At 67.9% G+C, this 26,333-nt stretch carries 25 protein-coding genes and 2 riboswitches; of the genes, 7 read left to right on the forward strand and 18 right to left on the reverse strand.

What is annotated here, in order from left to right:
* Nucleotides 1-23 precede the first annotated feature (23 nt).
* From AB0280_RS13260 to dusB, 7 genes are all read right to left on the reverse strand, one after another.
* Nucleotides 24-284 (reverse strand): ferredoxin, encoded by a 261-nt coding sequence (locus AB0280_RS13260; RefSeq protein WP_307492339.1) that lies wholly within the window; start codon nucleotides 282-284, stop codon nucleotides 24-26.
* Entirely contained in the window at nucleotides 281-1,549 is a 1,269-nt protein-coding gene (locus tag AB0280_RS13265; protein ID WP_307492341.1) for an NADH-ubiquinone oxidoreductase-F iron-sulfur binding region domain-containing protein, read from the reverse strand. Before AB0280_RS13265 ends, AB0280_RS13260 begins: the two co-directional genes overlap by 4 nt.
* Nucleotides 1,546-2,103, reverse strand: coding sequence for a ferric reductase-like transmembrane domain-containing protein (locus tag AB0280_RS13270; protein WP_275180509.1), 558 nt, complete (start codon nucleotides 2,101-2,103; stop codon nucleotides 1,546-1,548). Before AB0280_RS13270 ends, AB0280_RS13265 begins: the two co-directional genes overlap by 4 nt.
* Nucleotides 2,096-3,196, reverse strand: coding sequence for an FAD:protein FMN transferase (locus AB0280_RS13275; RefSeq protein WP_307492343.1), 1,101 nt, complete (start codon nucleotides 3,194-3,196; stop codon nucleotides 2,096-2,098). Before AB0280_RS13275 ends, AB0280_RS13270 begins: the two co-directional genes overlap by 8 nt.
* A gap of 1 nt (nucleotide 3,197) precedes the next feature.
* Complete coding sequence (locus AB0280_RS13280) at nucleotides 3,198-3,521, reverse strand: hypothetical protein (protein WP_307492346.1); 324 nt, start codon at nucleotides 3,519-3,521, stop codon at nucleotides 3,198-3,200.
* A 114-nt stretch (nucleotides 3,522-3,635) separates the two neighbouring features.
* The gene (locus AB0280_RS13285; RefSeq protein ID WP_370871820.1) at nucleotides 3,636-4,955 is read right to left on the reverse strand and encodes a deoxyguanosinetriphosphate triphosphohydrolase; all 1,320 of its coding nucleotides are present in this window, start codon (nucleotides 4,953-4,955) and stop codon (nucleotides 3,636-3,638) included.
* Nucleotides 4,948-6,126 carry a tRNA dihydrouridine synthase DusB gene (gene dusB, locus AB0280_RS13290; RefSeq protein ID WP_159632404.1) on the reverse strand — a complete coding sequence of 393 codons (1,179 nt, stop codon included), beginning with the start codon at nucleotides 6,124-6,126 and terminating at the stop codon, nucleotides 4,948-4,950. Before dusB ends, AB0280_RS13285 begins: the two co-directional genes overlap by 8 nt.
* Before the next feature lie 132 nt (nucleotides 6,127-6,258).
* On the opposite strand from dusB, the gene AB0280_RS13295 reads away from it, so the two are divergent.
* The gene (locus tag AB0280_RS13295; protein ID WP_307492349.1) at nucleotides 6,259-7,470 is read left to right on the forward strand and encodes a globin domain-containing protein; all 1,212 of its coding nucleotides are present in this window, start codon (nucleotides 6,259-6,261) and stop codon (nucleotides 7,468-7,470) included.
* A gap of 47 nt (nucleotides 7,471-7,517) precedes the next feature.
* Here the strand turns inward: AB0280_RS13295 and AB0280_RS13300 are convergent, their stop codons facing one another.
* Nucleotides 7,518-9,026 (reverse strand): YibE/F family protein, encoded by a 1,509-nt coding sequence (locus AB0280_RS13300; protein WP_307492351.1) that lies wholly within the window; start codon nucleotides 9,024-9,026, stop codon nucleotides 7,518-7,520.
* Between the two features lie 110 nt (nucleotides 9,027-9,136).
* Between AB0280_RS13300 and AB0280_RS13305 the strand changes: the two genes are divergently transcribed.
* Together AB0280_RS13305 and AB0280_RS13310 are read left to right on the forward strand one after the other, a co-directional pair.
* Nucleotides 9,137-9,985, forward strand: coding sequence for an alpha/beta hydrolase (locus tag AB0280_RS13305; protein ID WP_307492353.1), 849 nt, complete (start codon nucleotides 9,137-9,139; stop codon nucleotides 9,983-9,985).
* A gap of 9 nt (nucleotides 9,986-9,994) precedes the next feature.
* Nucleotides 9,995-10,819 carry a lysophospholipid acyltransferase family protein gene (locus AB0280_RS13310; protein WP_307492355.1) on the forward strand — a complete coding sequence of 275 codons (825 nt, stop codon included), beginning with the start codon at nucleotides 9,995-9,997 and terminating at the stop codon, nucleotides 10,817-10,819.
* A gap of 71 nt (nucleotides 10,820-10,890) precedes the next feature.
* Here the strand turns inward: AB0280_RS13310 and AB0280_RS13315 are convergent, their stop codons facing one another.
* From AB0280_RS13315 to AB0280_RS13325, 3 genes are all read right to left on the reverse strand, one after another.
* The gene (locus AB0280_RS13315; protein WP_275180356.1) at nucleotides 10,891-11,928 is read right to left on the reverse strand and encodes a GNAT family N-acetyltransferase; all 1,038 of its coding nucleotides are present in this window, start codon (nucleotides 11,926-11,928) and stop codon (nucleotides 10,891-10,893) included.
* A gap of 2 nt (nucleotides 11,929-11,930) precedes the next feature.
* Nucleotides 11,931-13,316 carry a glycine--tRNA ligase gene (locus tag AB0280_RS13320; protein ID WP_307492359.1) on the reverse strand — a complete coding sequence of 462 codons (1,386 nt, stop codon included), beginning with the start codon at nucleotides 13,314-13,316 and terminating at the stop codon, nucleotides 11,931-11,933.
* 129 nt (nucleotides 13,317-13,445) lie between these two features.
* Nucleotides 13,446-14,435 (reverse strand): DMT family transporter, encoded by a 990-nt coding sequence (locus AB0280_RS13325; RefSeq protein WP_307492361.1) that lies wholly within the window; start codon nucleotides 14,433-14,435, stop codon nucleotides 13,446-13,448.
* Nucleotides 14,436-14,467: 32 nt separating this feature from the next.
* Between AB0280_RS13325 and AB0280_RS13330 the strand changes: the two genes are divergently transcribed.
* Complete coding sequence (locus AB0280_RS13330) at nucleotides 14,468-14,701, forward strand: RNA-binding S4 domain-containing protein (RefSeq protein WP_159632411.1); 234 nt, start codon at nucleotides 14,468-14,470, stop codon at nucleotides 14,699-14,701.
* A 53-nt stretch (nucleotides 14,702-14,754) separates the two neighbouring features.
* Here AB0280_RS13330 and AB0280_RS13335 read toward each other — a convergent pair whose 3' ends face one another.
* Nucleotides 14,755-15,405 carry an alpha/beta hydrolase gene (locus AB0280_RS13335; RefSeq protein WP_307492364.1) on the reverse strand — a complete coding sequence of 217 codons (651 nt, stop codon included), beginning with the start codon at nucleotides 15,403-15,405 and terminating at the stop codon, nucleotides 14,755-14,757.
* A 77-nt stretch (nucleotides 15,406-15,482) separates the two neighbouring features.
* On the opposite strand from AB0280_RS13335, the gene AB0280_RS13340 reads away from it, so the two are divergent.
* Nucleotides 15,483-16,352, forward strand: coding sequence for an SGNH/GDSL hydrolase family protein (locus tag AB0280_RS13340; protein WP_159632413.1), 870 nt, complete (start codon nucleotides 15,483-15,485; stop codon nucleotides 16,350-16,352).
* A 49-nt stretch (nucleotides 16,353-16,401) separates the two neighbouring features.
* On the forward strand, nucleotides 16,402-16,983 hold the full coding sequence (locus AB0280_RS13345) for a hypothetical protein (protein WP_307492367.1): 582 nt from the start codon (nucleotides 16,402-16,404) through the stop codon (nucleotides 16,981-16,983).
* Nucleotides 16,984-17,114: 131 nt separating this feature from the next.
* Here AB0280_RS13345 and AB0280_RS13350 read toward each other — a convergent pair whose 3' ends face one another.
* The gene (locus AB0280_RS13350) at nucleotides 17,115-18,599 is read right to left on the reverse strand and encodes a CoA-acylating methylmalonate-semialdehyde dehydrogenase (RefSeq protein ID WP_366367468.1); all 1,485 of its coding nucleotides are present in this window, start codon (nucleotides 18,597-18,599) and stop codon (nucleotides 17,115-17,117) included.
* A gap of 87 nt (nucleotides 18,600-18,686) precedes the next feature.
* A complete protein-coding gene (mmsB, locus tag AB0280_RS13355) occupies nucleotides 18,687-19,604 on the reverse strand; it encodes a 3-hydroxyisobutyrate dehydrogenase (RefSeq protein ID WP_159632416.1) in 918 nt (305 codons plus the stop codon).
* 111 nt (nucleotides 19,605-19,715) lie between these two features.
* Between mmsB and AB0280_RS13360 the strand changes: the two genes are divergently transcribed.
* Nucleotides 19,716-20,648, forward strand: a complete 933-nt coding sequence (locus tag AB0280_RS13360) for a LysR family transcriptional regulator (RefSeq protein ID WP_159632417.1) — start codon at nucleotides 19,716-19,718, stop codon at nucleotides 20,646-20,648.
* A 35-nt stretch (nucleotides 20,649-20,683) separates the two neighbouring features.
* Here AB0280_RS13360 and AB0280_RS13365 read toward each other — a convergent pair whose 3' ends face one another.
* The 4 genes from AB0280_RS13365 to AB0280_RS13380 form a co-directional block, all read right to left on the reverse strand.
* Nucleotides 20,684-21,820, reverse strand: a complete 1,137-nt coding sequence (locus AB0280_RS13365) for a zinc-binding dehydrogenase (protein ID WP_366367470.1) — start codon at nucleotides 21,818-21,820, stop codon at nucleotides 20,684-20,686.
* Between the two features lie 4 nt (nucleotides 21,821-21,824).
* Nucleotides 21,825-23,207 (reverse strand): MFS transporter, encoded by a 1,383-nt coding sequence (locus AB0280_RS13370; protein WP_224025538.1) that lies wholly within the window; start codon nucleotides 23,205-23,207, stop codon nucleotides 21,825-21,827.
* 179 nt (nucleotides 23,208-23,386) lie between these two features.
* Complete coding sequence (metX, locus tag AB0280_RS13375) at nucleotides 23,387-24,502, reverse strand: homoserine O-acetyltransferase MetX (protein WP_366367472.1); 1,116 nt, start codon at nucleotides 24,500-24,502, stop codon at nucleotides 23,387-23,389.
* A gap of 12 nt (nucleotides 24,503-24,514) precedes the next feature.
* Nucleotides 24,515-24,630: riboswitch (SAM riboswitch) on the reverse strand.
* 103 nt (nucleotides 24,631-24,733) lie between these two features.
* On the reverse strand, nucleotides 24,734-26,056 hold the full coding sequence (locus tag AB0280_RS13380; RefSeq protein WP_366367474.1) for a bifunctional o-acetylhomoserine/o-acetylserine sulfhydrylase: 1,323 nt from the start codon (nucleotides 26,054-26,056) through the stop codon (nucleotides 24,734-24,736).
* A gap of 44 nt (nucleotides 26,057-26,100) precedes the next feature.
* Nucleotides 26,101-26,215, reverse strand: a riboswitch (SAM riboswitch).
* Nucleotides 26,216-26,333 lie beyond the last annotated feature (118 nt).

Below are 26,333 nucleotides of genomic sequence, written 5' to 3' on the forward strand. Positions count from 1 at the left end.
ATCTTAGTGTCACCGGCCCGGCGTCACTGCCCGCGCACCCGCGTCCTGGGTTCCGGAGTCCTCCCGTCGACCAGGCTGAGGGCCAGCTTGGGGCAGAGGAAGACGGCCTCCTGCGCGGCTTCACGGTCGGCGTCGCGCAGCGGAACGTCGGTCCTGTCGCGGCCTGTCTTCCCCCGCGCCACGGGGTACCCCCAGTCGTCCCGGTCCAGCACCCCGGGAAGCAGTTCGGCGCACAGGCCGCGGCCGTCGCAGCTGGTCCAGTCGATATGCAGGTGGGTTTTCATGCCGCTGCGCCTCCCGGGCCCGTGCAGTATCCGGAAAGGTGGGCGCGGAAGTCTGCGGCAAAGACCTCCAGGGCACTGCTGACCAGCCCGGTGGTCCCTTCCGGGTGCCTGCACGCGCCCCGCCCGGAGACCAGCCGCCCGAGCCGGTCCAGTTCGGAGGCAAGGCGGGGATTTGTTTCCCCTCCGGCGATCCGGTTGAGGACGGATGCCATGGCCGGCAGCCCGAACATGCAGGGCCCGCACTGCCTGGCGGACTGGTCGGCAAGGTAGCTGACGATCCGCGCCGTCGCCTGGATGCCGCAGGTCTGCAGATCCAGGGCGTGGATCACTCCTGCGCCCGGCCGGGCGGTCCGGTCCGGCGGCCCCACGGGTGAGAGCGCGTGCGCCGCGGGACGCACCCACCGGCCGTGGTAGCCGCCCACCAGGACGGCGGACAAGGCGGCAGGGTCCATGCCCGCCTCCTGCAGGACCGCCGAAAGCTGCGCACCGCCGGGCACCTCCAGCACCACATCCCGTACCGGGGCAGGACCGGAAACGGACACCAGCCGTGTGCCCGGGTCCGCCGCGGTGCCCGCCTGGCGGAACCATTGCGCCCCGTAGCGGGCGATCAGGGCAACCTGGGCGAGGGTTTCGACGTTGACCACCAGTGTGGGCCGGCCGTTGAGGCCGGATTCGCTGAGGCGCCGGCGTTGGTCGGTGGGGACAGCGTTGCCGTTGCCGATCATATTGACGACGGCGCTCGACTCGCCGGAGATGAAGGTTTCGGGTGCCTGCACTACCCGGATCCGGTTGCCCCGGGGGCGTTCGCCGATGGCCTGCTGCACGCGGGGCAGGCCGGCCGCCGGTGCGTAGACGTACATGCTTGCGCCGCCAAGGGCCGCGGCCAGGGCGGCCAGCCCGTCGATGACCAGGTGGGGCGCGTGGGCAAGGAGGGTGCGGTCTTTGAAGCTGAGCGGTTCGCCCTCGGCGCCGTTGGCGATCACCACCGGCCGGGCCGCAAACAGGCCCTTCCTGCCGGACCCGGCAGCGGCAGTGGCTTTGCGCCAGGTTTCGAACGCGGCTCCGCCCCGCCCGGTCAGTCCAGCCTCCCCGAGCGCCTCCAGCAGGCCGGCTCCGGCGGCGTTCGGCTCCCAGGGCCCGAAGGTGCCGAGGTGCTGTTCCCAGCCTGCGTCAGGGCCAGCTGCCAGGAGCCGCGGTTCCTGCCCCCTGTTGTCCTGTATGGCGTGGAGGGGCGCAGTCGGGTAGGTGTCCTTGGCGGGGCTCACGGGAGGTTTCCTTGCCGGGCGTGGGAGGTTTCGAGGAAGGAGGGGCTCAGCCGCCACAGCAGGGCCGCAGCTACGGCCACTGCGGACGCCGCGGCCAGCAGGAGGAACCAGCCGCTGGAGACGTCGGTGCCGTTGCCCAACGCGTGCGCCATCGCCACCGGCCAGACGCCGTAGCTGAGCCAGTGCACGGCCTTGAAGCTGCGCTGCCCGATCCGGTGCCGCAGCAGGCCCGTCACCACCACGGCCAGGACAAGGTCCAGCGCCACGGTTCCCAGCCCCTGCCAGAACGGCTGGAAGGAGCCCAGGAACGGCACCACGATGTCCACCGGGTTGAGCTTGGCAAAGGAGTCAAGGAGCAGGGACCCCACATGCAGTCCGAGGAACACTGTGGCGAGCAGGGCGATGTTCCGGTGCAGGAGGCTGATGGAGAACCGGGGCAGCACCAACAGGGGCCGGCCGGACCGGTTGAGGATGCCCAGCAGCACCGACGCCGTGAACAGTGCCAGGGACACGAACCCGCTGACCCGGCCGAACGCCCACATGGCCTCATCCATGGCCGCCACCCCCGGGAGTATTGCTTTCTCCGGTGTTCCCAACGGGGTTGCAGGTTTGCGCCGGCCAGCCGCCGGTGGTGGCGACCCTGCCCCGGCTGTCCACCAGCCGGGCAGCAATGCCTTCGGTCCGCAACCAGTCCAGGGCAGCGAAGCCGCGGACAATGGCCGCGGTACTGAAGGCGTTCGCTTCCAGGCAGGTGGGCGCTGCGACACTCACCGAACGCCAGACCGGCTCGGCGGGGAGGCCAAAGCGGGGGTCAAGGATGTGGTGGACCTGCATCCCCTGGTGCTGCCAGCGGCGTTTCTGCGTACTGGACGTGGCCACGGCGAACCCCGGGGCCAGGGAGATGTACTGGGCAGGGTCGGCGGGAAGGTCCTGCACCATGATCTGCCAGTGGCCGGGCTTGCCGTCCTCCTGCGGTCCGGGCCCGGCGCTGGCCAGGTCACCGCCCAGGCCCACGAGCACCCCGCAGCCCAGCTCCCGGTAGACAGCTGCGGCCGCAAGATCGGCCGCGACTGCCTTTGCTGACGCCCCCAGGTCCAGGCGGAGGTCGTCCGGCACGGTGAGGGTGCCTGCCCCGAGCTGGAGGCGGGACCAGCCGGGGGCCCGGGGCGTCGATCGATGCTGCGGTACCGGGTGGGATGGCACAGGCTGCTGCGGTACCGGCACACTGGTGAGCGCTGGCCTGCCCTGCATTCCCGGGCCGTGGCCCAAAGCGGCCAGGTCGGCTCCGAGAGTGGGATCAACGTCGCCGCCGGTCATCCGGGCAGCGTCCAGGGCACGTTCAAGGAGGAGCCGGAACATGGGGCTGATGCTTACACCCCGCGCCATGTGGGGCTGGAGCATCATCAGTTCCGAATCTTCGCGGAAGCGGCTGCAGGCGAGGTCAACCTCCGCCACGGCATCCCGGACAATGTCCCCGGCCGCGGCAAGCAGTGCCGGTTCCGTGACCGTGACCGAGGCCTCAAGCCCCCAGACAGTCCAGCTGGTTTGCGCTGTGTCGTGCGGAGATGCTGTGCCGTGCGGGGGTGCTGTGTGTTCGGCGGTCCTGGCAGCCGGGGCACCGGGACCTGCCATTGCGGAACGTGCCACGTCAGGATCCCGAGGACCGGCCGTGGACGGTACCGCCGTTGCCTGGCTGGACCGGTGTGGTGCTGCCGTAATTGCCGTAGCTCTTGGAGCGGCGGGGGCTGCTGTCCTGGCGGGTCCCGTAGTCATCGTCGTCGGAGCGGGCAGGACCGGTTTTAGGGGTGCTTCCCTGCTTACTGGTATCCGTGGTGGGAGTGGTCCTGGCGATGACGGACGGCGTTGCGGCGTAGACGGCAGCTGCCGCGACCCCGGCAGCGGCGAAGCTGCCCACACCTACGGCCGCGGTGATCCCGGTGGCGAGGCGCTTGCCCCTGCTGCGAGTACTCATGACCAGCTCCCGTTCCTAGCGGCCTGTTTCCTCCCATGGTGCGCTTCGTTCCTGTGTAGATGCTTTAAGAAAGCTGTTGATCGGGCGGACGTCCGGGCGGGAGCCAACGGCGGGTCACCAGAGCGAGGGCAGGCTCCCCACCAGGCGCTCGTACATGGCCAGGGCCGATCCATCGGTGAGTGAGGCCACCTGGTCGATGACCACGCGAAGGCGCGCACCGTCGTCGTCCGCCGCCCGCCAGTCCGCCGCGAACATCGGCTCCAGGTGCCGGTCACCCGTGGCACTGAGGGCGGTCACCAGGGCATGGAGCACTTCCCGCTGCCGCTCGTAGATAGGTTGCCGGTGCTCCGTGGTCATCACGAAGGTGGTGGCCAGGCCCTTCATCACCGCGATCTCCATGACGGTTTCGTCGGGAACCATCAGTTCGGCGTTGTAGCGGGTCAGGTTTTCCGGCCCGTAGACGGCGCGGGTGGTTTCCAGGGCACTCTGGCAGAACCGGCCGATCAGCTGGCTGGTCATGTTCTTCAGCGCCGCCATGGATTTGCGGCTGCCGTCGGCCTCGCGCACCCAGACGTCGGTGGCCTCCAGCCGGGCGAGGGCGGCGTCAATGGCGGCGGGGTCGTTGTGCGGCAGGTACCACTGCTTGGCGTAGCCCACCACGCGTGCGCGGTGGTCCGGGTTGTCCATCCAGCGCAGCTGGAAGTGGCCGGCGACGATCGCGTCTTCCACGTCATGGACGGAGTAGGAGATGTCGTCCGCCAGGTCCATGACCTGGGCTTCGAGGCAGGTCCGGCGTTCCGGGGCACCTTCGCGGAGCCAGTTAAAGATGGGGAGATCATCCTCGTAGGCGCCGAACTTGCTGGTCCGCTGCCCGTGGATCACCGGTGCTTCCAGCGCTGACCAGGGATATTTCGACGCCGCGTCAAGGCTGGCGCGGGTGAGGTTCAGTCCGGCGGGCTGTCCGTCGGCGGTGAGCACCTTGGGTTCGAGCCGGGTGAGCAGCCGGAGGGTCTGGGCGTTGCCTTCGAAGCCGCCGATGGCGTGGGCCACCTCGTTCAGTGCCGATTCGCCGTTGTGGCCGAAGGGCGGGTGGCCGAGGTCGTGGCTGAGGCAGGCGGTGTCCACGACATCCGGATCGCAGCCCAGGGCCCGGCCCAGTTCGCGGCCCACCTGTGCCACTTCCAGGCTGTGGGTGAGGCGGGTGCGGACAAAGTCGTCGGTGTCCGGTGCCACCACCTGGGTTTTGGCGCCCAGCCGGCGCAAAGCGGACGAGTGCAGCACCCGGGCGCGGTCCCGCTCAAAGTCGGAGCGGTACGTGCTCTTGGGCGGTTCCTCCACCCAGCGGGCGGAGTCGTGCGTGTCGTAGCCCGGCAGCGCCAGGGCTGCGGTGGGGGTGCCCGCGGGCGGGTGTCCGGCCAGGGATGCCTCAGCCACCGGAAACGTCCAGCTCTGCGGCCGCGATGTCCTTGGACTGGTCCTCGTTGAGTGCCCGGGAGTCCAGCCAGTCCTTGGGCAGGGCGGGCCTTTTCGGCGAGCCGGCGCGGCCGCGGGGGCCCTCGGCGTCCACTCCGGGGTAGGGCGAGTCCAGGTCCAGCTCGGCCAGCGTGTCCCGGAGCACCTCGAGGCTGGTCACCAGCGCCAGCCGGGTGCGCAGTTCCCCGCCCACCACGTAGCCCTTGAAGTACCAGGCGATGTGCTTGCGGATCTCCCGCAGGGCCTTGCCTTCGTCGCCGAAGGTTTCCACCATCAGTTCAGCGTGGCGGTACACGCCTTCGGCCACCTGGCGGAGGTTGGGGCGGTGCCGGACGTCGCTGCCTTCGAACGCGGCCTGCAGGTCGCCGAACAGCCAGGGCCTCCCCTGGCAGCCGCGGCCCACCACCACGCCGTCCACGCCGGTTTCGCGGACCATCCGGACGGCGTCCTCAGCGGACCAGATGTCGCCGTTGCCCAGCACCGGAATGTCCGGAAGGGCTTCGCGGAGGCGGGCGATGGCGGACCAGTCGGCCTTGCCCGAATAGAACTGCGCGGCTGTCCGGCCGTGGAGCGCGACGGCGGCGACACCGGCGTCGCGGGCGATCCGGCCGGCGTCGAGGTACGTGAGGTGGTCGTCGTCGATCCCCTTGCGCATCTTGATGGTCAGCGGAATGTTGCCCTTGGAGGCTTCCTTGACGGCGGTCTGCACGATCGAGGTGAAGAGATCGATCTTCCAGGGCAGGGCCGAGCCGCCGCCGCGCCGGGTCACCTTGGGGACGGGGCAGCCAAAGTTGAGGTCGATGTGGTCGGCCCTGTCCTCCTCCACGAGCATCCGCACGGCAGCGCCGACCGTGCCGGGGTCCACGCCGTAGAGCTGGACGGAGCGGACCTTTTCGTCGTCGTCGTGCGAAATGATGCGGAGGGACTCGGGGGTCCGCTCCACCAGTGCGCGGGAAGTGACCATCTCCGCCACATACATGCCGCCGCCGTACTCACGGCAGAGCCTGCGGAAGGCGGAGTTGGTGATGCCGGCCATGGGAGCCAGGATCACGGGGGTGTCCACCGTGATGGGTCCCAGCTTCAGGGGCGGGAGTTCCAGCTTGGGGGCGGGAGGAGTTGCAGCAACAGTCACCTGTCCATTGTTGCAAAGCCGGGCAAATCGGTGATCCCGTCCAGTGCCAAAGTACCTGTCCCCGGTTTCGGACGGCTGTTAGCGTGGCGCGGGGACGGACAACCAGCCAGGACGTTTGAAGGAGACTTGCCCATGCTTTCCGACACCGCATACCCCGTGATCCAGGCGACCCTTCCCGTCGTCGGCGAACATATCCAGGAGATCGCCTCCCGTTTCTACAAGCACATGTTCGGCGAACACCCGGGACTGCTCAACGGCCTGTTCAACCGCGGCAACCAGGCCGATGGCCGGCAGCAGCAGGCGCTGGCCGGTTCGGTGGCCGCGTTCGCCGGCTTCCTGGTCAACGACCCCACCCACCTGCCGGACCACCTGCTGTCCCGCATTTCGCACAAGCACGTCTCCCTGGGCCTGAGTCCTGAGCAGTACCAGGTGGTGCACGACAACCTGATGTGGGCCATTGTGGATGTCCTGGGCGACGCCGTGACCCCTGAGGTGGCCGCGGCCTGGGACGAGGTCTACTGGCTCATGGCCAACATGCTCATCAACAAGGAACGCGGGCTTTATGACGCAGTCCGGCTGAGCCCGGAAACTGTCTGGCGCACGTGGCGGGTGGCCGAAAAGATCCAGGAAACCGACGACGTTGTCAGTTTCGTGGTGGAGCGGACCGACGAGAGGGAGGTCAAGCCGTCGCTGCCGGGACAGTACGTCACCATCCGCATGCAGATGCCCGACGGCGTCCTGCAGCCACGCCAGTACAGCCTCACCCAGGCCGACGACGGCCAGCACCGGCGGTTCGCCGTCAAGCGCGTGCGCACCGAGGGTGCGCCGGACGGTGAGATGTCCAGCCTCCTGCACGACCACGTCAACGTGGGCGACGAGGTTACCCTCTCCGCGCCCTTCGGCGATGTGGTGCTGGAATACACTGACCGGCCCGTGGTGCTGGCAAGCGCGGGCATCGGAGTCACGCCCATGGCCGGCATGCTGTCCCACCTGGTCAAGTCCGGTTCGCAGCGGAAGGTCCTGTTCCTGCATGCGGACGACTCCCCTGCCTCCTTTGCATTGCGGAACCAGGTGACGGCCGACCTCGCCGCGCTCCCTGATGCTTCCCTCCATACCTGGTTCCTCAACCCGGACGGCGGGGGCTCTTCGGCCGACGGCAGCGTGCATTCCGGATTCATGAACATCAAGGACGTCCAGTTGCCGTCCGACGGCGAGTATTACCTCTGCGGCCCCATGCCCTTCATGCAGGCGGTGCGGACCGCCCTGGTGGGCGCAGGCGTGCGGGCTAAGGACATCCAGTACGAAGTCTTCGGTCCGGACCTTTGGCTGGCCGATTACCAGTAACCCATAGGGGGCATTGAGCGCGGTTCAGCCTTGGGTTTGGACGCAGGTCAGCCGCGGTCCGCCCGCCGGCCCCGGCGGGTGCCGGCCTCTTCCGTGGGCAGGGCGCCGGGTTCGACGGCGGTGCGCCGGCTGCGTTCCTCAAGGGCGGCTGCGGCGAGCGCCCCGGTGTCCGCGACGTCGTCCGCGTGGCTGTGGCCGCCGTCGTCGGCCACGCCTCCAGCCTTGCCCGCCGCGCTGGGACCCGACGTGCCGGCCCCTAATGCGTTGGGTCCAGCTGCGCTGATGCCTGTCGCCTTGACCACGAGCACGGCGATGAGGGTGGTGACCGGGATGGCCAGGACCAGCCCGATGGAACCCACGAGCGTCCGGATGACTTCCTCGGACAGTTCGGCGCTGGTGAGGGTGTCCATCAGCGGCCGGTCGTAGAGCATGACGATGATCAGGATGGGCAGCGCTGCGCCCGCGTAGGCGAAGGCGATGGTGTACACCGTGGAGGCGATGTGGTCGCGGCCGATCCGCATGGCGGAGGTGAACAGCTTCCGGGCGCTGCTGGCGGGTGCCAGTTCGTACAGCTCCCACACGGCCGAGGACTGGGTGATGGTGACGTCGTTGAGGACGCCCAGCCCGGAGATGATGAGTCCGCAGAGAATCACGCCGGAGATGGAGATGTTGGAGGACGTGTTCACCAGGGTGGCGGCGTCGTGGCTGCCCACGCCGGCCAGGTTGGCGGCGTTGGTGGCCCAGGCCGCCAGCAGGGCGGTGATGGCCAGCCCGAAGATGGTGCCCAGGAGTGCCGTGGACGTGCGGGCGGAGAATCCGTGGGCGAAGTACAGGACCCCGATCATGATCACGGTGGATCCCACCAGTGCCAGCAGCAGGGGCGGTTTTCCTTCCACCAGGCCCGGGAGCAGGAAGTTCGCCAATACGAAGTATGCGCCCACCAGGCCGATCAGGGCCCGGAGCCCCCGCCACCTGGCGACGGCGATGACCACCACGGCGTAGAGGACGGCGAGCAGGACAATGGGCATGGTCCGGACGAAGTCCACGAAGATGTAGGCCGGGGACCCCTGCGACCCGGTGGCGCCCTGGGCGTTTGAAAGGTTCAGGTACCGGATCTGGTCGCCGGGTTTGACCCCGTGGGATGCGGCCACGTCCGGGTTGATGACCACCTTTACCGGGCTGCCGCCCTTGTCCGGTTCGGTGAAGGCGAAGGTGCAGTCCGAACCTTGGCCTGGCGCCTGCTGCGGGGCCTGCTGGGCGGGTTGCTGCTGGCCTGTTTGTTGCTGGCCGGTGTCCTGTTGCCCGCTCCCCTGCTGGTTTGTTCCCTGCTGGTTTGTCCCCTGCTGGCCGGTGTCCTGCATGCAGTTCCCGGTGACCACGTTCTGGATGGTGCCGGTATCGAAGGTGACGCCGGGGGCGGTGGCGTACGGGTTGGCCAGCGAGACCCCCTCCTTGCTGCCGGACGGCCACAGCGCGGCCATCCCCGCCAGGGTCAGCAGCGCCAACGGTATGAGCACGGCGGCCAGGATGCGGTTCGCCTTGCTGCGGGCAGCCATCGCCTGGGGCGTCGGCTCCGAATGATCCAAGGAAGCGTGGGAGTGACCGGCGCCCATCAGCAGTACAACCTCATGGTTGAACTCTACGTGCGGCGCCTTAGGGTTTATAAATGGACCATCGGGATGGGGAGGAACCAGTCATGGACAACCGTGGTGCACAGGGGGCCGGCAGCAGGGGAACCGGTACTAGTGGGGCCGGGACGGGTACCAATGGGACACCGGACAGCGGCGCGGTGCGGGCCGGTCAGGCGCCCCTTCTTCCCGCCCACCGGCCAGTGCTGAGCGTCCTGGAAGCATCCGGCAGCACCAGGGGCGTGGTCCTGGTCCTCCACGGCGGCAAGGCCCACAGCCGGGAACCGGTGGAGGCGCGGCACCTGAGCCCGGCCAGGATGATTCCTTTCGCCAGGCACCTGCACCGTGCCGGCCGGAAACACGGACTGGCAGTCTGGTCCCTGCGCAACAGCGTCCGCGGCTGGAACGGCCCGGACATGTCCCCGCTGCAGGACGCCCGGTGGGCCCTGCAGCAGATCGCGGAACGCCACCCCGACGTTCCCGTTTTCCTGCTGGGCCACTCCATGGGCGGGTTGACCGCCGTGTGCGCGGCAGACCATCCGCAGGTGGAGGCCGTGGTGGCGCTGGCGCCGTGGCTGGGCCCGGAAACCCCGGTGGAGAGGGTCAACGGCAGGAAAGTCCTCATCATCCACGGCACTACCGACCACATGACCAGCCCCTCACAGTCGCTGGCCTTCGCGCGCCGGGCTTCCGCTGACGCCGCGAGCATGCAGTACGTCTCACTCAAGGGCGTGGGGCACTTCATGCTGCGGAAGGTCCGCGTATGGCAGACGTTGGCCACCGGGTTCGTCATCAAATCCTTCGCCGAGAGCACGGGCGCCGGCGTCCAGCCGTCCCGCGCCTTCACGGATCTGCTTCCCGAGTCCTCCGTCCACATCACCCTGTAGGCCGGACCCGTGCCCTGGCGCCCCCCGGCCAACGACCACTTCTACCGCCTGATCGTCCGCACGGGCCAGTTCCTGCGCTGGGCCCTGCAACTGGACATTCAAGCCACCGGCCTGGAGCACCTGCCTGCCCAGGGACCGGCCCGCGGTCCCTCCCGGAAGGCCGTCCGCGGGCACGGCGCGGTGTTCGCCGTGACACACTTCGGCTACGTGGATTTTGCGGTGGTCGAACTGCTCCTGTGGCGCCGCACCCGGGCCCAGTTGCGGTTCCTGGTCCACCAGGGCGCGGCGGACCATTGGCTGGCGGGCCCCGCCATCAGCGCCAGCGGCCATGTGGTGGTGGGATATACCGGCCGCGCAGACGCTTACGCCGCTGCCGTGGCCAGGCTGCGGGAAGGCGAATACCTGGCAGTGTTCCCCGAGGCTGGGGTCAGCAGGAGCTTCACCGTCCGCGAATGCCGCACGGGGGCTGTCCGGATGGCGGCGGAGGCGGGGGTTCCGGTCATTCCGGTATCCATCTGGGGCGCCCACCGCATCCTGACCCGCGGGCACGGCTTCTCCTTCCGCCGCAGCTGGCGGGCGCCAATCCGGGTCCATGTGGACGAGCCGGTGGTATTTCCGGCCGGCGTCGACGTTGAGGCGGCAACGGAAGCTTTGCGCGGCACGCTGCAGGCGGGAATCGACCGCTGCATCGCCGGCTTTCCGCTCCGGCCGGAACCCGGGGCATGGTGGATACCGGCACGGCTGGGCGGCGGTGCACCAACTGACGCCGAACGGCAGCTGCTGGACGCTGCCGACGCAGCCGCGGGCCGCCGTCGTGCTCCCCGCACCAAGTAGCCGGCTTAAACGACGGCGCCACGTGCCGTCCGGGAACGGCACGTGGCGCCATGCCGTGGGCCGGAAATGGCCTAGTCGGAGACCACCAGGGTCTCCGCGCCCGCCAGGCGGGCTTTGCCGCTCTCCAGGAGGGGCTCGACGGCGGCGCGCAGGGCCGTCATCGAATCGTCCAGTTCCAGCATGACCGGGTGCTGGTAGGCGATCAGGGCGAGTATGTCCCGTACCGCCTCGGCGGCATCATCAGCATCGAGCGAGGGCTCGTGGCCAACGAAAACGTCCGTGGGCGTGTCCACGCCCGGGCCCACCTCCGCGTTGGGTGCGTCGTCAGGCCCGGCGGGGGCGGCGTAGCTGACCGCGAACGCCCGGATGCGGCCCTTCTTGCTGGGTGCCACACCCTGGCCGAACGCGGATTCCGGCTGGGCGCGGAGCACGATGGCACCGTGCGCACCGGTGAGCTCGTCCAGGAAGAGCTTCTGCACCTGGCCCACGGAGAGGACCCCCGGAGAGTCCCAGCCGTGGATGGAGGTGTAGTAGCGGCCCACCACGTCAGTCAGCTCCACCGAGCCGGTGGCCAGGTCCATGACGATGTCCGAACCGGCGTTCTCACCGTCGATGGGGCGGCCGCCGTGGTCCTTGTCCGGGAACACGGGCAGCCGGAGGGCTCCCGGCTCCACAATGACCAGCCGTGAACGCTGGATGGGTGCCAGCCCGGCGGCTTCGGCGAATGCGGCGCCGGGGCTGCCCGGCTCTACCTTGGCGCGGAGCTTGGAAACGCCCGACGGCGCGTGGCCGGCCTCGCGGCGCAGCATGGCCAGGAGGGTGGCACCGATGCCGTTGCGGCGGTGGTCCCGCGCGACTTCAACGTACGTCCACAGGCGTTCCGGGTGCAGGGAGGCTTCATAGACGACGCCGGCCGCGACGGGGATGCCGACGCCGTCAACGACGTCCTCGGCCACGATGCAGCGGCGCCACGGCGTGCCGTTTCCTCCGTTGGAGGACACGGCGAGGGCGCCGCGGAACTGGCGGGCCTGCGCGGTCTCCGGACCGCCCCAGATTTCCAGCAGGGCAAGGTCGTCGCCGTCCCGCCATTCGCGGTATTCGATGGCCATGCTCAGGCGCCGATCAGCCGTGCCGCCAGGTAGCCTTCCACCTTGTCCAGGGAGACGCGTTCCTGGCTCATGGTGTCCCGCTCGCGGATGGTGACGGCCTGGTCCTCGAGGGTATCGAAGTCCACGGTGATGCAGAACGGGGTGCCGATCTCGTCCTGGCGGCGGTAGCGGCGGCCGATTGCGCCGGCGTCGTCGAAGTCGATGTTCCAGTTCTTCCGCAGCTGCGCGCCCAGGGCCTTGGCCTTCGGGGACAGGTCCTCGTTGCGGCTCAGCGGCAGCACGGCGGCCTTGACCGGCGCCAGGCGCGGGTCCAGCTTCAGTACCGTGCGCACGTCCACGCCACCCTTGGCGTTGGGGGCCTCGTCCTCGGTGTAGGCGTCCACCAGGAACGCCATGAAGGAACGGGTCAGGCCGGCCGCCGGCTCGATGACGTACGGGGTGTAGCGCTCGTTGGTGGCCTGGTTGAAGTAGCTCAGGTCCGTGCCGGAGGCCTTGGCGTGGGTGGAGAGGTCGAAGTCGGTGCGGTTGGCGATGCCTTCCAGCTCGCCCCACTCCGAGCCCTGGAAACCGAAGCGGTACTCGATGTCCGTGGTGCCCTTGGAGTAGTGGCTCAGCTTTTCCTTGGGGTGTTCGAAGAAGCGCAGGTTCTCCTCGCGGATGCCCAGGCCGGTGTACCAGGCCATGCGCTCCTTCATCCAGTACTGATGCCATTCCTCATCGGTGCCGGGCTCGACGAAGAACTCCATCTCCATCTGCTCGAACTCGCGGGTGCGGAAGATGAAGTTTCCGGGCGTGATCTCGTTGCGGAAGGACTTGCCGATCTGGCCGATGCCGAACGGCGGCTTCTTCCGCGAGGTGGTGAGCACGTTGTTGAAGTTCACGAAGATGCCCTGCGCGGTTTCGGGGCGCAGGTAGTGCAGGCCCTCTTCGCTGGCCACCGGCCCCAGGTAGGTCTTGAGCAGGCCGGAGAACTCCTGCGGTTCGGTCCACTGGCCGCGGGTGCCGCAGTTGGCGCAGGCAATGTCCTTCAGGCCGTTCTCGGCAGGGCGGCCCTTCTTTTCCTCGTATTCCTCCTCGAGGTGGTCGGCCCGGTAGCGCTTGTGGCAGGAGAGGCATTCCACCAGGGGGTCGGAGAAGACGTCCACGTGGCCGGAGGCTTCCCATACCTGGCGGGGCAGGATCACGGAGGAGTCCAGGCCCACCACGTCCTCGCGGCCGCGGACCACGGACTGCCACCACTGGCGCTTGATGTTTTCCTTCAGCTCGGCACCGAGGGGGCCGTAATCCCAGGCAGAGCGCGAACCGCCGTAGATCTCACCGGCCTGGAACACGAAGCCCCTCCGCTTGGAGAGGGAAATGACCTGGTCGAGGACGGATTTTGCTGCCATGGGGTAACTCCAATTTCTACAGGGCCGCTGGGTGCGGTCCGCGGGTTGTCAGGCCCGGCGCTGCCTTTCACCTGGGGCGCAGGGCAGCGGGTCGGGGCGGATGAAGGAAGATCGTGGAAAGCTTGTGTCCTAGCGTACCGGCCGCTGCCTGCGCAGCGCGCCCCGGGGCCACGGCAGGGTGGCCAGGACAATGGCGCCGAGCGTGAGCAGAGTTCCCAGCACGGTGGCCGGGGCCACGACGGTGCCCGGGGCGGGCAGCGCCAGGTCCAGGGCCAGCGAGCCGAGCAGTTGGCCCGCGATCATGCCCAGCCCGGTGACCAGTACGCCCAGGCTACGGACCAGGAGGGCGCCCAGCCCAATGAACACGCAGCCCATGGGGCCGCCCAGGTAGTACCACCACTCCCCCGGCAGCGGGTTGGCGGGGCCGGCCACCGCGAGCTTCACGGCCAACGCGACCCAGAGCACGGTGCAGCCGGCCACGAAGTTAACCAGCGTGGCGGCAATGGGAGTGCCGTAGTGGAGGGTGGCGGTGCCGTTCATGGCCTGCTGGAAGCTCATGAGGAACCCCGCCGCCACGGGCAGCAGGAGGGGAAGCAGCAACCCGACGGCCCCGTCCCCTGAGCCTCCGCTGCTGAATCGGGGCGACACCGCCCAGGCGACGGCGGCGATGGTCAGGATGCAGCCAATGATGCGGATGCCGGTGACGGATTTCTTTCCAGCCGGCCCGATTCCCAGCCGGTCCACCAGCAGGCCGCTGACAGTCTGTCCGGTGACGGTGGCCACGGTGAACAGTGCCACACCGAGGATGCCCACGGTGAAGGACTGGGCAAAGACGAACAACGCACCGATGGCACCGGCCACCACGTAGATGCGGGGAAAGGCACGGTTGCGGACGGCCGGGATGATGGCGGCCAGGCCTGCCCGTCCCCGCGGCAGGACCAGGGAAATGACGATCATGACCAGCAGGCCTGTGCTGAAGCTCACGGCCGCCGCGGCGATTCCGTCATTGAGGCGGGCGCCCAGCGCCCCGTTGATGCGGCCCTGGACGGGGATGGCCAGGCCGGAACCCACGGCCAGGGGCAGGCCTGCAAGTGCCGGCAGGCGCGAAGGGGAGGTCATTGAATCCACCTTAGTTCAGGCATTATTGCTCTATGAGCAACCCCATTGAGGACGTCCCCATCCGCGACAGCATGATCCGGCTTGGCCAGCTGCTGAAGCTCGCCAACCTCGTTGAGGACGGGGTGGAGGCCGCTGAGCTCATCAAGAACGGCCTGGTCAAGGTCAACGGCGAGATCGATGACCGCCGCGGCCGCCAGCTGCACAACGGAGACACCGTCACGGTCAACGGCCAGAGCGTCCGGGTGGTCGCGCCCAACGCTGACTGACGGCGCCGGCGGGGCGCCCGGGACGCCCAAGCCGCCGCGCGCCGTCGTACGTCCTATTTGTTGAGCACTTCGTGGGTGAGGAACTCCCCCACGTGCCCGATCTCCTGCTGGTTGATGCCGTGCCACATGCCGGTGTAGAGCACCTTGGTGAGCTTGACGTGCCTGCGCACCCAGCCCATGGTGAACTCGATTTTGTCCTGGGTGATCACGGGGTCCTGCTGGTCCCGGCCCCAGAACATGGGCACGGTTCCGTCCAGCTCGGCGTCCTTGAACGTGGGGTCATCGGCGGCGTCCACCACGAAGCCTGACAGTCCGACGACGGCGGCGAAGTCCGTGGGCCGCTGGCGCAGGAGCGTGGTGGCCATCGCCATGCCCATGGAGAAACCCAGCAGGGTGACGGACGGATGCCCCACCCGGATGGTGTCGATCCACTCCAGCACGTAGGCCGAAGCCTTCTTGACCCGTTCCAGCGAGTACTCGATCGAGGCCGTCAGCGGGAACCAGGTGAAGCCGGGGCCCATGGCGATCGGCGCCCGCAGCGACGCTACGGCGAAGTCCCCGGGCAGCAGGTCGGCCAGGCTGAGCAGGTCCTGCTCATTGGCGCCGTAGCCGTGGAGCAGCACCAGCAGCGGCTTGCCGGCGCGCTGGTCTTCCGGATGGGACCACAGGACAACGGGGGCAGGAAATACTTCGGCGTCAGTCATGGTTTCCATTCTTACAGTTACCGGAAAGTAACAACCTACGTTCGCGTAGGCAGCAAGACGGAAGGCAGGATAGGACCGTGACTGACGCAAGTGCCATCCAGACCCCGTCCGCGCACCCCGGTTCCCACCCCTGGACCCGGTATGTGGCGATGGGCGACTCCTTTACCGAGGGCATCGGCGACCCCGAACCCTCAAGCCCCGGCGGCCACCGCGGCTGGGCCGACCGCGTTGCCGAAGAGCTGGGCCGCACCCAGCCGGATTTCGCATACGCCAACCTTGCCGTCCGCGGCAGGCTGCTGCAGCAGATCGTGGACCAGCAGCTGGCCCCGGCCCTGGAGCTGAAGCCGGACCTGGTCACCCTCTCCGCCGGCGGGAACGATCTCATCCGCCCCGGAGGCGACCCTGATGCCCTGGCCGAGAAACTCGACTCCGTGGTCCAGATCCTGTCCATGGGCGGCGCCACGGTGGTGCTGTTCAACGGGCCGGACACGGGTTCCTCCGTGCTGGGCAGGATCCGCAGCAAGGTGGCCATCTACAACGAGAACCTGCGGACGGTGGCAGCCCGGCATGACGCGGTCATCGCGGACATGTGGTCGCTGCGGCAGCTGAGCGACCCGCAGATGTGGGACCAGGACCGCCTGCACTTCTCCCCCTTGGGGCACCACACGATTGCCGCCATGGTGCTGGACGCGCTGAACGTTCAGCATTCGCTGGAACCGCTGCAGCCCAAGCCTCTGCCGCCGCGCACGTGGCGGGAGGCCCGGAGCGGGGACTTCGTGTGGGCACGCGAATATTTCGTGCCGTGGGTGCTGCGCCGGCTGCGGCGCCAGTCCTCGGGTGATGGCGTCATGGCAAAGCGGCCGACGCCGGGTCCCATCTTTGGCCCGGGCGTCCCGTTGGGTTCCGGCGAGGGTCCGTTGGGAACCTCGGAACCCAGCCGCCGGTAACGCTTTCCGGGGTTAGGCTGGAAGGACAACACTCGAGAGGCGCGGCACCGTGAGCAGCTTGTTTTTCTGGATCATTATCCTGTCCTTCGTTGTCCCCATGGCCATGCGGGCGTACCGGCGATCCATGGCACGGCGGGACCGGGGCCAGGGCTTGCCCGGCCAGTTTCCAGGTCCGAACCAGTTCCCTGGTTCCAACCAGTTCCCGGGCTATGGCCAGTTCCCCGGTTCCGCCGGGCCGCAGAGCAACCAGCCGCGGGACGGGTACACCCAGCAGGACTACTTCTCCGGCGGCTTCGGCCGGCCCGGCCAGCAGGGCCAGCCGCCCGTGCCGTACCAGTACGGGCAGCCGCCCATGACGGACCCCCGTTATGGCGCTGGGTCGCAGGGCTTCGGGCAGGAACCGCCGTTCCAGCAGCAGCCCCAGCAGCCGCCCTACCAGCAGCAGGCGTACCAAGCGCCCTACCAGCAGCAGGGACCGGAGCAGTCTTCCGGACCCGCCACTCCCCCGCCACCCTCAGGCCCGCAAGGATACCGGGCGCGGAAACTCGCGGAGCTGGACCAGCAGTACAGCAACGGTGAGTTGTCCATGGAGGAGTACATGAAGCGCCGTGGCGACATCATGAATGGCTAGCCGCCCTGGTGCTTAACAGCCCCTGCACACAACAGGCCGGGGACCGAATGACGGTCCCCGGCCTGTTGTTTCTTAACCCGGTCTGTTGTTGTTTAATCCGCGTGCCAGGTCGTGGTGCTTAATCCACTTGCCTAGTCCACTTGCGGGAAGCCCAGGTCGATCACGGAGGTGGAGGGGTCCGGCCAGCGGGTGGTCACCACTTTGCCGCGGGTGTAGAACCGGATGCTGTCGGGCCCGTACATGTGGGTGTCGCCGAACAGCGAGTTCTTCCAGCCGCCGAACGAGAACGTGCCCACCGGGACCGGGATGGGGACGTTGACGCCCACCATGCCTGCCTCAACGTCGAACTCGAACTGCCGCGCCGCCCCGCCGTCGCGGGTGAAGATGGCCGTGCCGTTGCCGAACTGGTTGTCATTGACCAGCTGCACCGCGTCGCTGTAGGTATCGACCCGGACCACGGACAGGACGGGGCCGAAAATCTCGTCGTCGTACACCTTCATGCCCGGCTTGACGTGGTCCACCAGGCTGACCCCAATGAAGAACCCGTCGGAGTCGAACTGCTGGGAGCGGCCGTCCACCACTACGGTGGCCCCTTCGCCTTCGGCACCTGAAACGTAGGATGCCACCCGGTCGCGGTGCTCCGCGGTGATCAGGGGACCCATCTGCGAGGCGGGGTCGGTTCCCGCACCGATCTTCAGGTCTGCCATGCGGCTGGATATCGCCTTCACCAGGTCGTCGGCGATGTTGCCCACGGCCACCAGGACGCTGACGGCCATGCAGCGTTCACCGGCGGAACCGTAGGCGGCGGAAACCGCCGCGTCGGCAGCCATGTCCAGGTCGGCGTCGGGAAGCACCACCATGTGGTTCTTCGCGCCGCCCAGGGCCTGCACCCGCTTGCCGTGCTCAGCTGCCCGCTTGTAGATGGACTGGGCCACGGGGGTGGAGCCCACGAAGCTGACTGCCTTCACCTCAGGGTGCTCGAGCAGGACGTCGACCGCTTCCTTGTCCCCCTGGACCACGTTCAGGACCCCGGCCGGCAGGCCCGCCTCGGCGAAGGCCTCTGCGATGAAGACGGCCGCCGACGGATCCTTCTCACTGGGCTTCAGCAGCACCGTGTTGCCGCACGCCAGGGCGCTGCCGATCATCCACAGCGGCACCATGGCCGGGAAGTTGAACGGGGTAATGCACGCCACCACGCCCACCGGCTGGCGGACGGAGTGCACGTCGATGCCGCTGGAGACCTGCTCCGAGCGTTCGCCTTTGAGCATGTGGGACAGGCCTGTGGCGAAGTCGATGTTCTCCAGGCCGCGGGCAATTTCACCTTCGGCGTCGGAGAGGACCTTGCCGTGCTCGCTGGTGAGGATCGCCGCGAGCTCGGACTTTCGCTGGGTGAGGATCTCGCGGACCTTGAAGAAGATGGTGGTGCGCTTGGCCAGGCTGGTGGCCCGCCAGGCCGGCAGCGCGGCGCGGGCTGCGGCGATGGCTTCCTCTGTCCGTGCCGCCGAGGCGAGCGCCACCTGCTTCTCCTGCTGGCCGGTGGCGGGGTTGAAGACCGGACCGAAGCGGTCGGCATCGGTGACGCGGGCGCCGTTGATGTAGTGCGGAATCGTTTCCAAGGGTGTCTCTTTTCCTGCGGTTCTTGCGGCGTGGTTGGTTGGACTGCGTGTCTACGTTGGACTGCGTGTCTGCGTTGGACGGCGCGGTTAGTTGGACGGCGTCCCGTCGGCGGGCTGGAGCGAGCCGTCCACGAGCTTGATGATCATGGAGCAGTCCTTGCCCGCATCACCGGCATCAATGAGCCGCTGGAACAGCTGCTGGACATGTTTGCCAATCTCCAGCGGCGTGCCGGTGTCCTCGGCGGCGCTGATGGCCAGGCCGATGTCCTTGTTCGCGAGCTCGGTGGTGAATGTGGGTGCGAAGTCGTTGTTGGAGGCCGCGGTGGGAACCACTCCGGGGACCGGGTACCAGGTCCGGAGCGCCCAGGAGTCCCCCGACGAGACCGAGGCGATGTTCCAGAAGACCTGCTTGTCCAGGCCCAGCCGGTCAGCCAGGACAGCACCCTCCGCGGTGGAGGCGAGGTTGATGAAGAGCATCAGGTTGTTGCAGATCTTGGCTGCCTGGCCCGTGGTGGGGCCACCCGTGGGAATGATGTTTCCGGACATGGGCCCGATGTAGCCCGAGGCGTCTTTGACGGCACCCTCTTCACCGCCCACCATGAACGTCAGGGTTCCGGCCTCGGCGCCGCTCATTCCGCCGGACACCGGGGCGTCCACGAAGCGGAAGCCGGCGGCAGCAGCGGCGTCGTGCAGTTCCTGCGCGGAGGCGATGTCGATGGTGGAGGAGTCGATGAGCAGCGTGCGGGTATCCGCGTGCTTCAGAACACCGTCCTCCCCAAGGTAGACGGCGCGGGCGTGTTCACCCTTGGGCAGCATGGTGAAGACGGCGTCCGCGCCGTCCACCGCTTCGGCGATGCTGGCTGCACGCTTGACGCCGCCTGCCTCGGCGGCTGCCAGTGCCGCGGGGTTGAGGTCGAAGCCGCGCACATCGTGCCCGGCCTTCACCAGGTTCACCGACATGTGGCCGCCCATGTTGCCCAGGCCGATCCATCCGATAACTGCCATGCGTAAGCTCCTTTGCTTCCATTCCGGCGTTGCTGCCGGCATGTCTGTGTCTACGATCACACCCTGCTAGAGTGCAATCAAGGGGAAAAATTACAGACGCTCTGTGCATTGATGCACACAAGAGGAAGGCCGCCCGTGGATTCGAGACGGTTGCCCAGCCCCGACGACCTGCTCATCCTGCTGACCGTGGCGCGCCTGGGCCGGTTCAATGCGGTGGCCGAGACCCTGGGCACCACACACACCACCATTTCCCGCCGGATCCTGGCCCTGGACAAACAGTTGGGCGGGCGTACCCTGGAGCGCAGCCCACACGGCTGGGAGCTGACGAAGCTTGGTGCGGCCGCGGTAGAGGCGGCGGAGGCGATCGAAAGCACCCTTGGCTCGTTGTCGGGCCTGATCAGCCAGGACCAGAGTGCCCTTGCCGGCCTGGTCCGGGTCGCCACCACGGACGGAGTGGGAGCCGTGTTCGTCACCCCGTCGCTGGTGCGGCTCCAGCAGCAGAACCCGCAGCTGAACATCGAGATGCTGAGTGCCACCCGGAAAGTCAGCCAGAACCGGTCAGGGGTGGACCTGGAGATCGTGGTGGGCCGGGCCGACGTCAGCACCGCGCAGACCATCTTCCTGAGCAACTACTACCTGCGCCTCTACGCCAGCCCCGGCTATGCCGCGCAGCACGGCCTGCCGGAAACGCTCGACGACGTGGGGCAGCACGCGTTTGTCTCTTACGTGGAGTCTGCACTCCAGGTGGCGGAGCTTGGGCCCCGCTGGTCATCACAGCTTCCGACGCCCAGGACAAGCTTCCAGGCCACGAGCGTGTTCGCCCAGGTGGAGGCGGTGCGCCAGGGCGCCGGCATTGGGCTGCTGCCGAACTTCATGGTGGGAGACCGTGAAGATTTCGTCCCCGTCCTGCCAGGTGATTTTGAGCGCCAGCTGCCCATCTGGGCCGTTGCACGGCCGGAGTCGCTCCGGTCAGCGCGGGTGCAGGCCGTGATCGCGGCCCTGAAGGACGAGGTGAAGGAGCGCTCGTTGCTGCTCGCCGGGTGAGGAACCGGGAAGGGTGAAGAACCGGGCCTGACAGTTCAGGCCCGGAAGAGCCGCCGCACTACCTGTCCCGCTGCGAGCGCATCAAGGCCCTCGTTGATCTCGCTGAGTGGCCGGGTGTCGGTGTGCAGCAGCTCAACCGGCAGTTTGCCGTCCCGCCAGTACCCGAGGTACCTGGGGATGTCCCGCGCTGGAACGGCGTCGCCCATGTAGGAGCCCAGCAGCCGCTTGCCGGCCCCGGCGAACTGCAGGGCCGGCACCGTCAACTCTGCGGAGGGGTGGGGCAGGCCCACGGAGACCACCGCGCCACCCCTGGTGACCCGCTGAAGGCAGGATGCGATGACACCGGCTGAGCCCACCGCTTCAATGGCGACGTCGACGCCGTCGCCGGCTGCTTCCTCAATCAGCCGCCCTGCGTCCTCCGGCGTCCCTACCGCGGTGGCCCCGGCGTTGCGGGCCAGCTGGTGCTTCCCCTGGTTGGGGTCGATGGCGATGACGCTTGTGGCCCCTGCCAGGCGGGCCGCCATCACGGCGGACAGGCCCACCGCCCCCAGGCCGAACACTGCCACGGACTGGCCGGGGCCGACTGCGGCGGTGTTGAACACCGCTCCCATTCCGGTGAGCACGGCGCAACCAAACATCGCCGCCACGGTGTCCGGGACGTCGTCGTCAATCACCACCACTGATTCCCGCGCAACCACCGCGTAGTCAGCGAAGGCGGAAACGCCCAGGTGGTGGTTGATCCGCTCCCCCGCCGGCGTCCGCAACAGTGCCGGACCATGGAGCAGGTCTCCGGATCCATTCACCTCAGCTGCCCGGTGGCAGAGCGCGGGCCTGCCGGAAAGGCAGGCCCGGCACTGGCCGCAGCTGGGCACGAACACCAGAACCACATGGTCCCCCACGGATACGTCGGAGACGCCGTCGCCCACGGACACCACCCGCCCCACGGCCTCGTGTCCCAGGGCCATGGGAAGGGGCCGGACGCGTGAACCGTCCACGACGGACAGGTCCGAATGGCACAGGCTCGAGTAGGTGATGGAAACTCCGAGCTCACCGGCGCGCGGCTCCGGCCGCTCCAGCTCCTGCACCAGCAGGGGCCGGGACTCGGCGTAGCTCTGTTTTCCCTCGGCGCTGGCCGGGGCGGGAACGGTGGAATAGAGGACGGCGGCTTTCATGTGCCTACTTCTTGCTGGCAGCGAGCAGGTCTGCCGTGCCCTTGGCGTCGGCCGCGTCAACGTCGTGCAGCGAGATGCCCCGGGTTTCCTTCAGGAAGAAGACCGCGACGGCGGTGATGGCACACGCGATGAGCAGGTACACCGCCACCGGGACGGAGGACTTGTAGGTACCCAGCAGGGACGCGGCGATGATCGGCGCCAGCGAGCCCGCCACGATGGACGTCACCTGGTATCCCAGGGAGACGCCGGAATACCGCATCCGGGTGGGGAACATTTCCGCCATGATGGCGGGCTGCCCGGCATACATGAAGGCGTGGAACACCAGGCCGATCATGATGGCCGCCAGGATGATGACATCGTTCTTGGTGTCCATCATGGGGAAGGCAAAGAAGCCCCAGGTGGCACCCATGATGGCGCCGGCCATGTAGACGGGCTTGCGGCCGAAGCGGTCCGACAGCTTGCCCACCATGGGCACGACGGCGAAGTGGACGGCGTGCGCAAGGAGCAGCAGCAGCAGGATCCGCGTGGTGTCAGCCTGCACCACCGTCTTCAGGTAGGTGATGGAGAACGTGACCACCAGGTAGTAGAGGATGTTTTCCGCGAAGCGCAGGCCCATGGCGGTGAAGACGCCGCGCGGGTAGCGCCGGAACACCTCGGCTACGCCGTAGCCCTTGTGGCCGGCGTCCACCTCTTTGCGGGCCTCCAGGAAGATGGGAGCGTCGTTGACCTTGGTGCGGATGTAGTAACCGATGATGACGATCACGGCGGAGAGCCAGAACGCCACGCGCCAGCCCCAGCCCAGGAACGCGTCCTGCGTCAGCGTGGAGGAGAGGACGAACAGCACGGCCGTGGCCAGCAGGTTGCCCAGCGGCACTGCAGATTGCGGCCAGCTGGCCCAGAAGCCGCGGGACTTGCTGGGGCTGTGCTCTGCCACGAGGAGCACGGCGCCGCCCCATTCCCCGCCCACGGCGAAGCCCTGGGCGAACCGCAGGAAGACCAGCAGCGCGGGCGCCCAGTAGCCGATCTGTCCGAAGGTGGGCAGGCAGCCCATGAGGAAGGTGGAGACCCCCACCAGGATGATGCTCAGCTGCAGCAACTGCTTGCGGCCGAACTTATCGCCGAAGTGGCCAAAGACAATGCCGCCGATAGGGCGTGCGACGAAACCGACGGCATAGGTGAGGAAGGCGGCGATGATGCCGTCCAGTTCCGTGCCGGCGTTGGGGAAGAAGGCCTTCCCGAACACCAGGGTGGCGGCCGATGCGTAGAGGAAGAACTCGTACCATTCCACGACCGTGCCGGCCATGGAGGCCGTCACCACTTTCTTAAGGCCTGAGGCCTTGACGTCGGTTTCCTCTGTACGCCTTGCGGCGGAGCTTTCCGTACTCATGCGAACTCCTTCGGCGTCGACGTCGACACCACGGGGACCAGTCAATGGCAGACGGGTGTGATGCACACCACGAAAGCCGGATTCGATGAGTATGGTCTGCCCGCGGCGCAACCTCAACGCCGATTAGTGCAGAACGCATCTGCAGGAATGCACATTAAGGGCTGTGCGCCAGGCGGCGCCTAGACCAGGAAGCTGCTCCGCAGCCGGCCGCCCAACTGCCCGATCTCGGTGAGGAACCCGTCGTGCCCGATCGGTGCCTGGATGACATGGACGTCCACGTCCCCGGGCAGCGCCTGGGCCAGTTCGTGGGACTGCGACGGAAAATAGAGCCGGTCCGAGTCGACGGCGGCCACGAAGAACCGTGCCGTGGAGGCGGCGAGGGTTTCGGCCAAGGTTCCCCGTCCCCGGCACACATCGTGGCTCATCAGTGCCTCGGTCAGGGCGATATAGCTGTTGGCATCGAAGCGCTTCACCAGCTTGTTGCCCTGGTGGTCCAGGTAGCTTTCCACCTGGTAGCGGCCGCGGGAGGCAAGAACTTCCCCCTGCAGGGGCGACTCGGGCGCCTGGGGTGCCCGGCCGAAGCGGCCTTCCAGTTCGGCAGCCGACCGGTAGGTGATGTGGGCGATGCGCCGGGCGAGCGCCAGCCCGTCTTCCGGGCACGGACCGCCGTAGTAGTCCCCGCCGTTGAAATTGGGGTCCTGCCGGATGGCCAGCGTCTGGGCCTGCGCGAAGGCAATCTGTTCGGCAGTACTGGCGGCTCCCACGGAGATCACCGCGCAGCGCTCCACCCTTTCCGGGTACGTCACCGCCCATTCCAGGGCGCGGGCACCCCCCATGGATCCGCCGAGGACGGCGAACCAGCTCTTGATGCCCAGCTGGTCCGCGAGCCTTGCCTCGGCAACCGTACTGTCGCGCAGCGTGACGAGGGGAAACCTGGAGCCCCAGGGCTTTCCGTCCGGCGCGGGTGATGACGGGCCAGTGGATCCATAGCAGCCGCCGACGATATTGATGGACACCACGAAGAAGCGGTCCGTGTCCACGGGAGCGCCGGGGCCCGCCAGCTGTTCCCACCAACCTTCTTCGTCGGTGTCGCCGCGGGTCACGTGGGTGCTGCCGGTCAGCGCATGCTCGATCAGGATGGCGTTGCTGGCGTCCGCGTTGAGCGTCCCCCAGGTTTCGTAGGCCAGGGTGACGTCCGGGAGGTATCCCCCGGCTTCGAGTTCCAGACCCCCGATGGAGGCGTAACGGACGATTCCGTGTTCGGGGATGGTGGTTCGGGCGACGGTAACCGTCATGGCAAGACCTCTTCTACGCGCTTGCCTGCCGTCGTCTGACCGGCAGGCCAGGTCCTCACCCGGGGCACCCCACCGCGGATGGAGGGTTGCCGGCCAGCAAGCCGGGGCTGTCACTGGCACTCATGACCTGGTTCGAGTGTACGAAACACCCCCCACTCCAGGCCAAGAGTATGACTGGTTGTGACTTCCCGGTTTGCCGGCCGGCACATGCTGCGACGCGCGCGTTTGGGGCTACGCGTCGGCGCCCTTGGCTGCCCGGAAGCCTGCCTCCAGGTCGGCCAGGATGTCGTCGATGTGCTCCAGGCCAACGGAAAGCCGGACCAGGCCCGGGTGCACGCCGGCCACAACCCGCTGCTCCGGCGAGAGCTGGCTGTGCGTGGTGGACGCGGGGTGGATGACCAGGGAGCGGACGTCGCCGATGTTGGCCACGTGGGAATGCAGCTCCAGGGCGTCGACGAAGCGCTTGCCCGCCTCTGCCCCGCCGGCCAGGTTGAAGGCCACGACGGCGCCCGTCCCCTTGGGTCCGTACTTGCGGCCACGCTCGTACCAGGGGCTGGAGGGCAGCCCCGCGTAGGCGACGGATTCGACGTCGTCCCTTGCCTCCAGCCAACGCGCCACTTCCGTGGCGTTCGCAACGTGGCGCTCCACCCGCAGGCTCAACGTCTCCAGGCCCTGGGAAATCAGGAACGCGTTGAAGGGCGAGACGGCTGAGCCGAGGTCGCGCAGCAACTGCACACGGGCCTTGAGGATGTAGGAGAGGTTGGCGCCGAGTGCGCCGCCTTCACCGAGATCGCGGGCGTAGACCAGGCCGTTGTAGGTGGGGTCCGGGGTGTTGAAGCCGGGGAACCGTTCCGGGTCCTTGCCGAAATCGAACTTGCCGGAATCGACGATGACTCCGGCGATGGCCGAGCCGTGGCCGCCCAGGTACTTGGTGGCCGAGTGCAGGACAATATCCGCGCCCCACTCCAGCGGGCGGATCAGGTAAGGGGTGGACAAGGTGTTGTCCACGATGAGAGGAACTCCGGCCTGGTGGGCCACCTCGGAGATGCCTTCGATGTCCAGGACATCCTGGCGCGGGTTGGAGACCACTTCACCGAAGAAGAGCTTGGTGTTGGGCTGCACGGCATCGCGCCACTGGTCCAGGTTGTCCGGATCGGCCACGAAGGTCACCGAGATGCCGAACTTCTTCAGCGTGTGCGCGAACAGGTTGTAGGTTCCGCCGTAAAGGCTGGGGCTGGCCACGATGTGGTCCCCTGCCTCCGCGATGTTCAGGACAGCGAAGGTTTCGGCGGCCTGCCCGGAGCTCAGCAGCAGCGCGGCCAGGCCTCCTTCGAGGCTGGCAATCCGTTGCTCGACGGCGTCCTGGGTGGGATTGCCGATGCGGGTATAGATGGGCGCAAGTTCAGCCAGGGCAAAACGGTTGGCGGCGCTTTCAGCGCTGGGAAAGACGAATGACGTGGTCTGGTAGATGGGCAGGGCGCGGGCACCCGTGGCGCTGTCCGCCGCCTGGCCTGCATGGATCTGGCGGGTTTCGAAGGACCATCCGTTGGACATCCAAATCTCCTTTGACATGGGCCCGGCATGCTCACCGGCAGTACGGGCCGCGCTTGCTCCCGGCTGTTGCCGAAGAGCCAGGTCTTCACCCGGGGCACCCCACCGCGGATGGAGGGTTGCCGGCCAGCGAGCCGGGGCTTGGCGCTGGCACTCATGACCTGGGCCCAGTCTAGGAACCGGACGGTTGCCGTGGACAGCATTGTGACGAACATGGTCTTCCGGCCACTGTCTCGGCCGAATAACGAGGGCGCCGGGCACCGGTAATGCTAGTAAGGGT

It is taken from the genome of Pseudarthrobacter sp. 902506025 (assembly GCF_040702325.1).
GTDB lineage: Bacteria > Actinomycetota > Actinomycetes > Actinomycetales > Micrococcaceae > Arthrobacter.